The organism is Clostridium yunnanense, assembly GCF_016595795.1.
GTDB lineage: Bacteria > Bacillota > Clostridia > Clostridiales > Clostridiaceae > Clostridium_AR > Clostridium_AR yunnanense.
Map to the genome: position 1 here is coordinate 37,798 of NZ_JAENHN010000006.1, position 13,331 is coordinate 51,128.

A 13,331-nucleotide genomic window follows, 5' to 3' on the forward strand; every position below is an offset into this window, starting at 1 on the left:
CTACTTACGTCAATACATCAACTAATAAGATAATTAATCATACAATTTTGTTTAATATTCTTCTGACATTCCTTGAAAAACAACTTCATCTTTATCATTAAATAATATATATCCAAAGGTCTTTGAACCATATCCTAAATACTGAACTTCTTTATCAAGACTCAACTCTTCATTTAATAATAACCTTTTTCTTTCTTTAGGATGCACTATAAATTCATTCTTTAAAGTAATATACTCTTCGTTTATATCCTCTTTCACTAAGGATGGTGCCTTAATCTTTATGTAAAACTTTTGTATATCATTGCTGCAATTTTTTATTTCTATATTTCCACTTACAGTTAGTTTGTCATTGTTTTTACTAAAGTTCACTGAAGTTCTCTCTCTATCAAGATATATTGAATTTAAATCTTTATAAAATCCTTTATAAAATTGAGTGCAAAGCCCCCACATTGAGGGAAAAATAATTATCAATATTATGGTCACTATTACTCTTCTGAAAGCTGTCTTAATAGGCGCTTTTTCTTTTATTTCATTAAGCTGTTTTAAACAAAAATATATTCCTATTATAAGTATTAATGCAGCATAATGAAACGCCCAATTCTCTCCTCTAATGGGTTTAAATATTCTTTCTAAAAATATATCTTTTGTATTATTGCTATTTCCTTCTAATACAAACAATATTGCTAATCCTAAGTAGCAAAGTATTACTTTTTGCATTTTAGATAACTTTTTCAAAACTTTCTCCCTTATACAATCTATTAATTATTTCATCATATACTTCCTCAATCGGTTTGCATATACTTAAAGCATTTTGAAAATATCCTTCTTCATATAACTCCTTTGCTAATAAAATCCCACAACTACAATACTCACTCCAAGAATCTAGTACAGCTTGCGCTATGCTGTGTCTGCTTTTATATTCATACGCAGATTGAAGACAAATCTGAAATGCCTCTAGCTCCTCATTTTCTCTACTAATACTCATATTTTTACCTTTTATATAACTCGTCTTATCATTTAGTTCCGTTGCTCCAGCATAACCATCTCTCGCTGCATATTTTACGTTTCTTATTCCTACCATAACCATAGCTCCAAAACACATTGGACATGGCTCCATTGTGGTATACAATGTGTATTTTTTTATATTTATATGTTCATCTCTTTTTAAAGTTAACATAGCAGTAGTTTCCGCATGTGCCATCCCAGTACCAGCCAATGGATTGCTACTTGAAGTATCAAAGATTCTATTTCTGCCTCTCGATATAATCTTTTCGTTCTCATCAACTATAACAGCACCAATTGGAATAGTATTTTTCTTAAAAGACTCCCAAGCTAAAGAGAATGCCTCCTGCCAAGCATAATTTAAATCTTTCCACATTAAAATCTCCCCTTTTTCAACTTACAATTTATAGTTATTATAGCACATTATTCCGTAAGTTTTACATTCTTAATTATTCAAAAACTTGAATTGCTCTTCAGCTTTCTATTCTTATCACAGCATAAAATTATAAAAACTTTGTCTTTATAATTTTTTATACAGTAAAAAAGCGATCTATATTACAACTTTTTATAAGTTATAATATAGACCGCTTTTTATCAATATTAATTTGGAGGCGCCACCCGGATTTGAACCGGGGCATAAAGGTTTTGCAGACCTTGACCTTACCGCTTGGCTATAGCGCCAAATTAAATTTAAAATAAATGGTGGCCAGACCAGGAATCGAACCAGGGACACGAGGATTTTCAGTCCTCTGCTCTACCGACTGAGCTATCTAGCCACGTGGCGACTCAGAAGGGGCTCGAACCCTCGACCTCCGGCGTGACAGGCCGGCACTCTAACCAACTGAGCTACTGAGCCACAAGTACTTCTATCGTCCACGTATTATATTATATGAACTTTAGAAGACTTTGTCAATAAATTATTTCGTCAAAGTATTTATTAATTCTCCAATTTGTTCATTAGTGAACTTATAAGCCTTATTACAGAAGTGACATTTTAATTCTTCTTCTTTTCCTTCTTCATATATCTCAGTAAGATCTTTAAGACCAATACTTATAAAGGCTCTTTCAACTTTTTCTCTTGAGCAATCACATTTATATAATGGCTCAATGCTATCATTGATCTTTAAATCCATTCCGTCAAATATATATTCAACTATTTCTTCAATAGTCTTTCCTTCAGCTATCATAGTTGTCACAGAAGGTATTTCTTCCATTCTATATGATAGAAGATCTGCTAGAAGTTCGTCTGCCCCTGGCATCATTTGAATTATAAATCCACCAGCAGCTTTAATTGATAAATCATTATTAACTAAAACTCCAAGTGCAACAGCTGATGGTGTTTGCTCAGATGCTGTAAAATAATACGCAAGATCTTCTGCTACCTCTCCAGTATAAATCGGCACTTGTCCTACGTAAGGATCTTTTAATCCTAAATCTCTTATTACAGTTAAGTTACCATTCTTTCCTATAGCTCCACCTACATCTAGCTTTCCTTTAATATTTAAAGGAAGTTCAACTGCTGGGTTCCCTATATATCCTTTAACCGTACAATCTGGATATGCGGTTACAGTAATCCCTTTAGCATCTCCACCACCATTTATTTGAAGTGTTAAGATTTCTTTTTCAGATTTTAGCATTGCTCCCATTAGAGTTCCTGCAGTAAGCATTCTTCCAAAAGCTGCAGCTGCTGTAGTGCTACATCCGTGTATTTTTGTTCCTTCATCAACTAAATTAGTAGTTATTCCAGCTATAATTCTAACCATTCCATCTTTAGCCGTAGCTCTTATAATCTTATCATTCATAATTAATTTACCTCCAAATTCTTAAGTACATATACTATTCTTTCACTATCTTGCTCTACACAGTTATCTTTATATCCATCGTACTTTCCAATTATTTCAAACCCTGCGTCCTTCACCATTGACTCTATAAACTCTTCTTTGTAAGCTCTTTCCTCATGAATTTCTTCAAATCTTTCATAGAGTTCTCCTTCCTTCACGAAAAAGGTTAGATTCATCTCCACTATTTCATCTTCAAATATATTTTCCCAAGTGTAAAAAATCTCTTCAGAATTATATGTAAAAATATTGTTACCAAGAATCTCACTTAATTTATAATAGGAATTTATATCAAAGACAAATATGCCATTTTCACTCATATGCTTTTTTACAGAAAGAAAATAGTTTTTTAAATCTTCAGTGTCTAATATGTAATTAGTTGAATCCAAAACGCAAGTCACTAAATCAAATTTTCGATTAAGAGATAGTTCGCTCATATCCTGGCATACTATCTTGCATTTCATTCTTTCATCTCTAAACTTTTTATCTGCATTTATAAGCATACTGTCAGATGAATCAACTAAAAATATGTTTTTAAAGTTTTTCCCTAAAATTGCAGCTACATTTCCTGTTCCACAAGCTAAATCTAAGTAATATTCATAATTTATATTGTTATTTTTACATAAATCCAAAATGAATTCACTTATATTATTATAATTAATATCTTCATATATCAATTGATCATAAAGATTTGCAAATTTATTATAACTGTCCATCTAATAATAATCCCCCACACTAAATCTACTAAATAATATATTATTAATTTTCTGCTAAGTCAATGATATATGTTTATCTTCTCCTTTTATTCACTAATTAAAATCATTATCTCTAACTTATTGCTATATATTAAAGATGTACCAATTCGACTCATGTATATTTTAAAAACTCTAAAGTTTTTAAAATTAGAGATTTTTAAAATATAAGTTTTAATACGAAATGGTACATCTATATAGAGTTTCGCCATATGAACTTCTTATTACTTTCTCCCTAAAATTTCATCATTACTAGGTATTTTAAGATTCTTTTTTCTTTTAGTCATTATGCCGCCTATTCTTCCGGTTTCTTCTGCTGTAAGTCCTCCCCAGCCTTCTGAATCAACTTTATCTTTAAGTCCTAATTCTTCTGCGATTTCATATTTCATAGACTCTCTAAGCTTTTCAGCATCAGAAAGCTCTCTATTTGATTTGATTTTAGATTTTATTATCTTTTTTAATGGTGTTTTACTCATAAGAAAGTCTCCTTTTTCTTATTTTTTTCTATTATTGCCATATCAATTTACAGTTATACCCCTACTATAATTTAGTGAAAATAATAACTATAGTTATTATTTTGAATATCACTACTGCTTTTTATTTATTCACATTTGAATATTTTTGAAGATACTACTGCATATATTTTTTCAGCTTATTTTTACTGAACCATCTATACTAAACCAAGTATTCTTAAGAATCTTGAATATGATTTTAAAATATACTTTTTATTATGATGTTACATACATATATTATGCGAAAATTAAAATTTAAAATTCAAAAAATTTCATCTTCGTCATAAATTATAGTGTATAATTAATTTAATGTAACATTAAGGTTGTGATATAATAGACCTAATTTATATTTATGCATAAATGTAAAAAAACTTAGGAGGGATTGTTTTGTTTAATGTAGCAATTGTTGGGGCAACAGGTAATGTTGGAAGAAAATTTATTGAAATACTTGCAGAGAGGAATTTTCCAATCAAAGACCTGTACTTGTTTGCATCAAAAAGATCTGCAGGCAAGACTATGAAATTTAAAGATATTGATTATGTAGTTGAAGAATTATGTGATGAGAATATTAAATCTAAGAAAATTGATTTTGCATTATTTTCTGCTGGTGGAGACGCAAGCCTTCAGTTTGCTCCTAAATTCGCAGAAATAGGTGCAGTTGTTATAGATAATAGTAGTGCGTGGAGAATGGACCCTAAAGTTCCTCTTGTAGTTCCTGAAGTTAATCCAGAAGATATATCTTGGCATAACGGAATAATTGCAAATCCTAACTGCTCTACTATCCAAGCAGTGGTTGCTTTAAAGCCACTCTATGATAATTATGGAATAAAGAGAATAGTATATTCTACTTATCAAGCTGTGTCAGGTGCAGGTCTTCAAGGAATCTTAGATCTTCAAGATGGAGTTAAAGGAGAAGCACCAAAGAAATTTCCTTATCCTATAGCAGGAAATATACTTCCTCATATCGATGTGTTCACTGAAGATGGATACACTAAGGAAGAAATAAAAATGATACTTGAAACAAGGAAAATTCTCCATAATGATGATTTAAAAATCACTGCTACAACAGCAAGAGTTCCAGTACTAAACAGCCATAGCGAAAGCATTAATGTTGAACTTTTAAAAGAGTTTAATATTGAAGATGTTCTTACTTTACTTGGAAACTCTCAAGGCGTAGTTGTATATGATGATATTAAGAATACAAAGTATCCAACACCATTATACGTAGACGGTAAGGATGATGTTTATGTTGGTAGAATCAGAAGAGATTTCAGTTTAGATAACGGTTTAAATCTTTGGGTTGTAGCTGACAACATAAGAAAAGGTGCTGCTTTAAATGCAGTTCAAATTGCTGAGATAATGATTAAAAACAAATAATTATAAGATAAAATTAATTTATTGGGCATGGAGGTATAATTATGTCTTTATTTAAAGGATCTGGTGTTGCCATAGTTACTCCTTTTACGGAAAATGGAGTTGATTTTAAAAAATTAGAAGAACTTCTTGAATGGCATATTGCAAATAAAACTGATGCAATAGTTGTATGTGGCACTACAGGTGAAGCTTCAACTATGACTGAAAGTGAGAAGAAGGAAACTATAAAGTTTACTGTAGATGTAGTTAAAAAGAGAATACCAGTAATTGCAGGTACAGGAACAAATAATACTGCCTACTCTATCGAAATGAGCAAATGGGCTGAAAGTATCGGAGTTGATGGACTTTTAATAATAACTCCTTACTATAATAAGACATCTCAAAGAGGACTAATAGAACATTTTAAAGCTATAGATAATGCTGTAAATACACCAATTGTGCTTTATAATGTACCAGCTAGAACAAATGTAAATATAAGCCCAGATGTTCTTTTAAAGCTTACTGAACTAAAAAATGTAGTAGCAGTTAAAGAAGCAAGCGGAGATTTAAGTCAAATAGCAAAAATAAAGTCTATCTGTGGTGATAAAATAGATATATATTCTGGCAACGATGACCAAATAATCCCTATACTATCTTTAGGTGGAATAGGTGTAATATCAGTGCTTGCAAATGTTATTCCTAAAGAGGTTCATGATATGTGTGAGTTTTTCTTAGCAGGAGAAATAAAGGAAGCTTTAGCTCTTCAAATAGGCACTTTGGAACTCGCAAACACCTTATTTATCGAACCTAACCCAATTCCAGTAAAGACAGCTTTAAATCTAATGAATTGCAATGTTGGACCTCTAAGATTACCTCTTTACAAAATGGAAGGCGAAAATCTTGATAAATTAAGCAATGTTTTAAGAAAGCATAATCTTATAAAGTAATGGAGGTAAAGCTATGACAAAAATAATATTGAACGGTTGCTGTGGAAAGATGGGCACCGTTATCTCAAATCTTGTAGAAAAAGATGAAAATCTTCAAATAGTAGCTGGAATAGATAAATTTCCAAAAGGCGACAGAAGCTATCCTATTTTTAGTGACTTAAATGAGTGCACTATAGAATACGATGTATTACTTGATTTTTCAAGACCAGACTCACTAAGACCAATACTAACTTTTTCAGAAAAAAATAGTAAACCAGTGGTTCTTTGCTCTACTGGCTATACTGCCGAGGACTTGGCTTTAATTGAAGAAAAATCAAAGGTGCTTCCTGTATTCAGATCTGCCAACATGAGTGTTGGAGTAAACCTTGTAAACATGCTTCTTAGAAAAATATCACCTGTCCTATATGAAAACTTTGATATTGAAGTTATAGAAAAGCATCATAATCAAAAAGTGGATGCTCCTTCTGGCACTGCAGTAATGCTTGCCGAAACCATAAAGAACTCAATTGAAGAAGATACTCACTTCATATATGGAAGAGAAGGAATTGCAAAAAGAGAGCATAAAGAGATTGGTATCCACGCAATACGTGGTGGAAGTATTGTTGGAGATCATGATGTTATTTTTGCCGGAGATGGTGAAGTTATTGAAATAACTCATAAAGCTATTTCAAGAGAAGTTTTCGCTGTAGGCGCTTTAAAAGCAAGTGCTTACATGGGAAAAATCTCAAAACCAGGACATTATGATATGGAAGATGTATTAAATATATCATTCTAAAATATTACTTTTCCAAATCATAATTTTGTGTTCAGTTAAACATTAAAAAGGCTGTAGTAGACTAAAAATCTACTACAGCCTTTTTAATGTTTTTGGGCTATATTTAAAATATCGTTGAAATTAAGTGCGCCTATTTCCAAAACCCAAACTAGCTTTATTTTTCAAGTTCATTTATAAACTCTTCAATCAGATCTAAAGCTCTCTCTAATTCCTCATTACTATAGCAATAAGAAATTCTCATAAAACCTTCTCCACCTTCACCAAATGCACTTCCCGGAACACAAGCTACTTTCTTTTTCTCTAGTAACATTTCACAAAATTCCTCAGAACTTTTATTGAATTTCTTTATTGATGGAAATATATAAAATGCCCCCTTAGGCAATTCCACCTCAAAGCCCATATCTTTAAGCCTATTATATACATAATCTCTTCTTTTAATAAATTGAGATTTCATATATTCAACATCGTTAAGGCACTCTCTTAGTCCTACATATGCACCATATTGAGATATTGATGTGGCACAAGAAACATTATATTGATGTACCTTCATAAAGTCATCCATTATATCTTTATTTAAACAGAAATAACCTAATCTTAATCCTGTCATTGAAAAGATTTTAGAAAATCCACCAATGAATATAATCCTATCTTTAAGCTCCTTAACTTGGCCTATTGAGTGATATTTGCCGTAGCAAAGAGCACTATACATCTCATCTGTTATTACAGTAAGGTCATATTTTAATATAAGCTCTTTAAGCTCACCTAACTGGTTCTCCTCAAGTATTGCACCTGTAGGATTTGTAGGAAAAGATAATAAAAGATATCTTGATCCACTATCTTGTATAGCTTCCTCTAAAAAGTCTATATTTAAAGAGAAGTCCTTATTCAATTTATAGTTAACTACTTCTCCACCTACAAGCTTAACGCAGTTTTCGTAAGCAGGATATGCTGGAGTAGGGATAAGTACTTTCTCTCCTTTGTCTATCAGTGTGGTAAACACTGTAAAGAGGGCTTCACTACCTCCTGCTGTTACACAAACTTCTTCTTTGTCATAATCAATTCCAAAGCTACCTAAATATCTACTTATCTCAGTTCTTAATTGCTCTAATCCTGCATTTGATGTATATGTGGTTTTCCCTTGCTCTAAAGCTTCTATCATAGCTTCTTTAATCTTCTTAGGCACTGGAAAATCCGGCTGTCCAAGGGTAAGTGATATAGCACCTTGTATTTTCGCAACCTTATTAGAAAATTTCCTTATACCTGAAAGCTCTATCTTATTTACATTACTATTCATATTAGTATTCTATCCCCTCTCTTGCTGCTACCCCTTTTTCATAGTAGTGCTTAATATCCTTCATTTCAGTTACTAAATCTGCTCTTTCAATTAATTCTTTCGGAGCATTTCTGCCTGTTAAAATTAATTCCATATCATCAGGCTTGATATCTATAAGGTCTGTAACCATTGAAACTTCTAAAAAGTTATTATAAATAGCAGCCATTATCTCATCTAATATCAATATATCACATTTTCTTTCTTTTATTACCTCTACAACAAAGTTATATGCCTGCAGTATTTCACTCTTAAGTTCAAGTTTTTCTTGATCATTTAAAGTCCATACAAAGCCTCTTCTTTTTTCAAATCTATATATGTTAAAATTAGGTGCATGGAATTCTGAAGAATTAAGTTCACCAGTTTTATTACTCTTTAAAAATTGAACCATTATTACCTTCATTCCATCACCAACGGCTCTGAAAGCTAATCCTAACGCCGCGGTAGTCTTTCCTTTTCCATTGCCTGTATATATCTGAACATACCCTTTTTCTAACTTCGCCATCAATTATCACTCCTTTTTGGATTTTAAATCAAGGAAAACAAACTCATTCTTAGTTCATCTCACCATTATATAATATACATATTTATTCTTCCGGATTGCATAAAAATACATCTAATATGTATAAACAAATAAGTTTTTAAATAAAAAATACTAGTATATCTAACCATAGCTATTATGACCTTTATTTATATTTCAGTTATATAAAATACTTTTGACACACCCTGCAAATCAGCAATTATACAAGGATTTTTCTAATTTTCATATCTTATATATAATCATAATACATTACTAAAACGATAAAAAAATGTATTATTAATTAAAAATCTTATAAACTATATTTTACATAAGCTAAGGCAATTTCGCCATAATATTTTATAAAAAATGAATTTTTTCTCCTTACCCCTTTCATAATCAGTTAAGTTTTATTATAATTATCTTATTGCATATTACATAACTACGCAATAGAGGAAAGGATGATATAATGAGTTATAATTTTACTGATCCATATGAAATAGCTAGATTTATAAAAGAATCAAAGAAATCAACTCCAGTAAAAGTTTACGTTAATGGAGATTTAAAAGATAGCGACATGAAAAATATCGAATGGTATGGCTCTGACAATTTCTACGTGCTTTTCGGAGAAAGTGACGACATAACAAAAGTGATTCTTGATAATAAACATAAAGTAAAACATTTTAGAGTTGAAAATGATAGAAGAAACTCAGCAATTCCTATGCTAAACTTACTTGATATAGATGCTAGAATTGAACCAGGTGCAATTATAAGAGATAAGGTTACAATAGAAAAAAATGCTGTAATAATGATGGGGGCAGTAATTAATATAGGAGCTGAAATAGGCGAAGCTACTATGGTGGATATGAACGCAGTAGTAGGTGCTAGAGGAAAGCTAGGAAAGAGAGTTCACCTTGGTGCAGGAGCTGTTGTAGCTGGTGTTTTAGAACCACCTAGCAAAAGCCCTTGTATAATAGAAGATGATGTTCTTATCGGTGCAAACTCAGTTATCCTTGAAGGAGTAAAAGTTGGTGCTGGATCAGTTGTTGCAGCCGGATCAGTTGTAGTAGACGACGTTCCATCAGGAGTTGTTGTTGCTGGAACTCCTGCAAAGATAATTAAAAGAGTTGATGATAAGACAAAAGATAAGACTAAAATACTTGACGATTTAAGAAAATAATAATAAAAAAATAAGGGCGAAATATTCGCCCTTTTAATATGTTCAAATCAGCTTTTAAACTGCACCTATTTGATCATCATCTACTAATTCATTTTCCCCATTTACTCTTTCCATCTTTGAAATGGAAACTTCGTAAGCTACTTTTCTAATTACTTCTTCATCAGAAACCTTTTTTTGATATTCTCTGCTTTGAAGTCTTCCCCATATTCTAATATTGTCTCCAACGCTTAAAGTTTGGCAGAATCTAGAGTTTCTTCCCCATGCTATTGTAGGTATATAGTCGGATTTGTTGTAAGCTCTGTTTACAGCAAGCAGTACATCAGCAATCTCTCTGCCAAAAGGAGTTGTCCTATATACTGGTTCCTTACATATATACCCGTCTAAAAAAATTTCATTTGGGTTTTTGCTTCTTTCATCGCATGGTCTAATGTCACGAGCAAAAACTGTCAATATAAGCTTGTTAGCTCCATCTACAAATTTATTATAAGACCTCAATTGTCCTTCAACAATTATATCAGTACCTATGCTTAAATCAAAACTAGTAAGTAATCTTTCAGATATTGTAATGTTTAACATATCCTTTGAATCACTTAGTCTCATTACCTCTAAAGAAAAAGTAAGGAACTTCTCCCCATACATTTCGTGGCTAAAATCCAATCCTGAAGCAACAGTTCCCTCAAGGTAAATTTTATTATTTAACATTAAATTATCCATTTAAACCCCTCTCTCCCTCGTTTTTTAAAATTTTTATTTTTTGTTATAAAGTATAAATTAGAAAACAACTTATTTCCATTATAATACATTTAATGCCTTTTTTACAATATGTTTTTTTATTGGTTAACTTTATGTTGTTTACCATCGTTGTCCACATCAAAATTATCCTTATAAATAAGGTCACCTACAGGTACAAATTCATAACCTTCATCCTTCAATTTCTTAAAAATTCTTTTAAGATTTTCAGGAGTATACTTTCCGTTATTATGGAAAAGTATTATGGATCCTGGTTTTACATTTTTTATTACCCTTTCATACTCTTCATCTGCTCCTTTATTTTTCCAATCAACACTATCAACGTCCCATTGTATACAATAGTACCCCATATTTTTAACTGTATTTACCACAGTATCATTATAAGAACCGCTTGGACACCTAAAAAGCTTGGTCTTATAGCCAGTATTATTATATATAATATCTTCGGTCTTTTTTATTTCAGAAATCATCCTATCAGTTGATATCTTAATGAAATCTGGATGTATATAGCTATGATTGGCTATTTCATTCCCCCCTTCCTTTATTTGTTTAAGTTTCTCTACATTTTCTTCATTTGAATTTACCCAGCCTCCCATGATGAAAAATGTACCTTTTACATTATATTCCTTCATTATGTCTAATATACTTCCAAGGTTATCCTCATCTGTCCAATTGATATCAAAGGTTATAGAAATCTTCTTATCCTCAGTATCAACAGAATATATAGGCAGGGACTTTTTTACCATCCAAGCATTCACTACTCTTGAAGCAATTGCTGTTGTAACAAATATTAGTACTACAATCAAAAATATAATTTTTTTATTTTTTCTCAAATGAACTCCTCCACAATGAAGTCTCTTTAAAATAATATTCAGTAAGTTATTAAATAATGACAATAAAAATTTTCATAGAGAAATAGTTAAGTTTTATGCTATAATAAAGCTATACTGGTGAGTGGGAGGATAAACGTATGAATGATAACACATTAGAACTAGCGGAAAACAAGCTTCTGCTTTTATATATAATTAAATCTATTAAGTATCCAATATCTAATGCCCAATTAACTGAAATTGTTTTAGAAAATAGTTTCATTAATTACTTTTTCCTTCAACAGTATCTTACAGAGCTTATCTCTTCGGGTTTTATTAAATATGAAGATACAAATGAAAAGAAACTGTTATATATTACGGATGTAGGGAATAAAGTTTTAACTTTATTTAAGGATAGAATTTCTCCTCAGCGATTAAACGTAATAGATGATTATCTAAAATCAAGTATAGAAAAGATAAAAAGAGAACTCACTATATCTGCAGATTATACACCAGACCAAAATAATACCTTTATAGTTAATTTAAAAGCAGTGGAAGATGATAGTTTGTTGATGGAGTTAAAGGTAAGTGTAGCTTCAAAAAAACAAGCCGTTGCATTGTGTAGCAAGTGGAAAGAAAATCCTTCCACAATCTACAATAATATAATCAACGTACTCATAGAAGATAATTAAGAAATTTGATACACGTAAAATGCATGCTAAAAACACTCTTATTAAGATTGTTATTACGCATGTATATTTTTTTACTGTGTAGTCCATTTATACAAAAAAACGAAAAAATTATAAGCTTACAATTTAAGAAATTACTCCTAATGATTAATGACTCTTTAATAAAACCTAGTAATGTAGTATAATTACTTTAGAATGAGATTGGATATAATTTCTACAGATTATGTTCAAATAAAATCAAAATTAAGAGGGGGAAGCCTTAAATGAACTCATACAAAACATCTAACGTGTGTGCAAAAGAAGTTAGTTTTGAAATAGTTGACAACAAAATATCTAGTGTAAACTTTGTAGGTGGTTGCAATGGTAACCTAAAAGGAATATCTTCACTTATCGAAGGTATGGAAGTTAATGATGCTATGAACAAGTTAAGAGGCATTACTTGCGGTACTAAGGGCACTTCATGTCCAGACCAATTGTCGAAAGCCTTAGAAGAATATTTAAGCACCACTGTTTAATTATATAGTCAGCTAAAGAAAAGCATGAAAAGATATCTTATATCCTTCATGCTTTTTTTATATTCGAGGTTCACATAACATATCCATGTCTTAGCTTCTATTTTAATAAAAAAATTACTAAAATGTTTTTGGGTACATTACCCTTTCCGCATATATGAGAAATCTTACAAGTTGATAAGTTTTATTTTTTAATATATATTAAAAAATATAAATAAACCCGATGAAGTATATATCAAACTAACTTAAATATTTTTAGACTTTTCTATGGTATAAAAATATAGTATAGTATTAATACTAGCTAATTTATATTTTGATTTTAAGATATTTTTTTGTAATATACTTAATAGCTTTAATTTTAATAG

At 30.8% G+C, this 13,331-nt stretch carries 15 protein-coding genes and 3 tRNA genes; 6 read left to right on the forward strand and 12 right to left on the reverse strand.

From position 1 onward, the window contains the following. Positions 1-51: 51 nt before the first annotated feature. From JHL18_RS01210 to JHL18_RS01245, 8 genes are all read right to left on the reverse strand, one after another. On the reverse strand, positions 52-735 hold the full coding sequence (locus JHL18_RS01210; RefSeq protein ID WP_200265815.1) for a hypothetical protein: 684 nt from the start codon (positions 733-735) through the stop codon (positions 52-54). Continuing rightward, positions 719-1,378, reverse strand: a complete 660-nt coding sequence (locus JHL18_RS01215; protein WP_200265816.1) for a nucleoside deaminase — start codon at positions 1,376-1,378, stop codon at positions 719-721. Before JHL18_RS01215 ends, JHL18_RS01210 begins: the two co-directional genes overlap by 17 nt. A 230-nt stretch (positions 1,379-1,608) precedes the next feature. Beyond that, positions 1,609-1,683, reverse strand: a tRNA-Cys gene (locus tag JHL18_RS01220). Positions 1,684-1,702: 19 nt separating this feature from the next. After that, a tRNA-Phe gene (locus JHL18_RS01225) sits at positions 1,703-1,778 on the reverse strand. Positions 1,779-1,781: 3 nt separating this feature from the next. Beyond that, positions 1,782-1,858 (reverse strand) — tRNA-Asp (locus JHL18_RS01230). Positions 1,859-1,919: 61 nt separating this feature from the next. Beyond that, a complete protein-coding gene (hslO, locus tag JHL18_RS01235; RefSeq protein WP_200265817.1) occupies positions 1,920-2,804 on the reverse strand; it encodes an Hsp33 family molecular chaperone HslO in 885 nt (294 codons plus the stop codon). Between the two features lie 2 nt (positions 2,805-2,806). Further along, the gene (locus JHL18_RS01240) at positions 2,807-3,556 is read right to left on the reverse strand and encodes a class I SAM-dependent DNA methyltransferase (RefSeq protein WP_200265818.1); all 750 of its coding nucleotides are present in this window, start codon (positions 3,554-3,556) and stop codon (positions 2,807-2,809) included. 260 nt (positions 3,557-3,816) lie between these two features. Then, positions 3,817-4,068, reverse strand: a complete 252-nt coding sequence (locus JHL18_RS01245) for an alpha/beta-type small acid-soluble spore protein (protein ID WP_183278212.1) — start codon at positions 4,066-4,068, stop codon at positions 3,817-3,819. Between the two features lie 423 nt (positions 4,069-4,491). Between JHL18_RS01245 and JHL18_RS01250 the strand changes: the two genes are divergently transcribed. The 3 genes from JHL18_RS01250 to dapB are packed head-to-tail and all read left to right on the forward strand — an operon-like array spanning position 4,492 to position 7,179. Further along, entirely contained in the window at positions 4,492-5,481 is a 990-nt protein-coding gene (locus tag JHL18_RS01250; protein WP_200265819.1) for an aspartate-semialdehyde dehydrogenase, read from the forward strand. A gap of 41 nt (positions 5,482-5,522) precedes the next feature. Continuing rightward, entirely contained in the window at positions 5,523-6,404 is an 882-nt protein-coding gene (dapA, locus tag JHL18_RS01255) for a 4-hydroxy-tetrahydrodipicolinate synthase (RefSeq protein WP_200265820.1), read from the forward strand. A gap of 13 nt (positions 6,405-6,417) precedes the next feature. Next, positions 6,418-7,179 (forward strand): 4-hydroxy-tetrahydrodipicolinate reductase, encoded by a 762-nt coding sequence (gene dapB / locus JHL18_RS01260; protein WP_200265821.1) that lies wholly within the window; start codon positions 6,418-6,420, stop codon positions 7,177-7,179. A 154-nt stretch (positions 7,180-7,333) separates the two neighbouring features. On the opposite strand, the gene JHL18_RS01265 is transcribed toward dapB, so the two are convergent. Next, positions 7,334-8,473, reverse strand: coding sequence for a pyridoxal phosphate-dependent aminotransferase (locus JHL18_RS01265; protein ID WP_200265822.1), 1,140 nt, complete (start codon positions 8,471-8,473; stop codon positions 7,334-7,336). 1 nt (position 8,474) lies between these two features. Then, positions 8,475-9,014, reverse strand: coding sequence for a cob(I)yrinic acid a,c-diamide adenosyltransferase (cobO, locus tag JHL18_RS01270; protein WP_200265823.1), 540 nt, complete (start codon positions 9,012-9,014; stop codon positions 8,475-8,477). A gap of 481 nt (positions 9,015-9,495) precedes the next feature. Between cobO and dapD the strand changes: the two genes are divergently transcribed. Further along, positions 9,496-10,206 (forward strand): 2,3,4,5-tetrahydropyridine-2,6-dicarboxylate N-acetyltransferase, encoded by a 711-nt coding sequence (dapD, locus tag JHL18_RS01275; RefSeq protein WP_200265824.1) that lies wholly within the window; start codon positions 9,496-9,498, stop codon positions 10,204-10,206. 54 nt (positions 10,207-10,260) lie between these two features. On the opposite strand, the gene JHL18_RS01280 is transcribed toward dapD, so the two are convergent. Further along, the gene (locus tag JHL18_RS01280; RefSeq protein WP_183278219.1) at positions 10,261-10,920 is read right to left on the reverse strand and encodes a single-stranded DNA-binding protein; all 660 of its coding nucleotides are present in this window, start codon (positions 10,918-10,920) and stop codon (positions 10,261-10,263) included. A 116-nt stretch (positions 10,921-11,036) separates the two neighbouring features. Continuing rightward, entirely contained in the window at positions 11,037-11,789 is a 753-nt protein-coding gene (locus JHL18_RS01285) for a polysaccharide deacetylase family protein (protein WP_200265825.1), read from the reverse strand. 137 nt (positions 11,790-11,926) lie between these two features. Here JHL18_RS01285 and JHL18_RS01290 point away from each other — a divergent pair, with 137 nt between their 5' ends. Both JHL18_RS01290 and JHL18_RS01295 read left to right on the forward strand, forming a co-directional pair. Beyond that, positions 11,927-12,457 (forward strand): DUF4364 family protein, encoded by a 531-nt coding sequence (locus JHL18_RS01290; RefSeq protein WP_200265826.1) that lies wholly within the window; start codon positions 11,927-11,929, stop codon positions 12,455-12,457. A gap of 260 nt (positions 12,458-12,717) precedes the next feature. Beyond that, the gene (locus JHL18_RS01295; protein ID WP_200265827.1) at positions 12,718-12,969 is read left to right on the forward strand and encodes a TIGR03905 family TSCPD domain-containing protein; all 252 of its coding nucleotides are present in this window, start codon (positions 12,718-12,720) and stop codon (positions 12,967-12,969) included. Positions 12,970-13,331 lie beyond the last annotated feature (362 nt).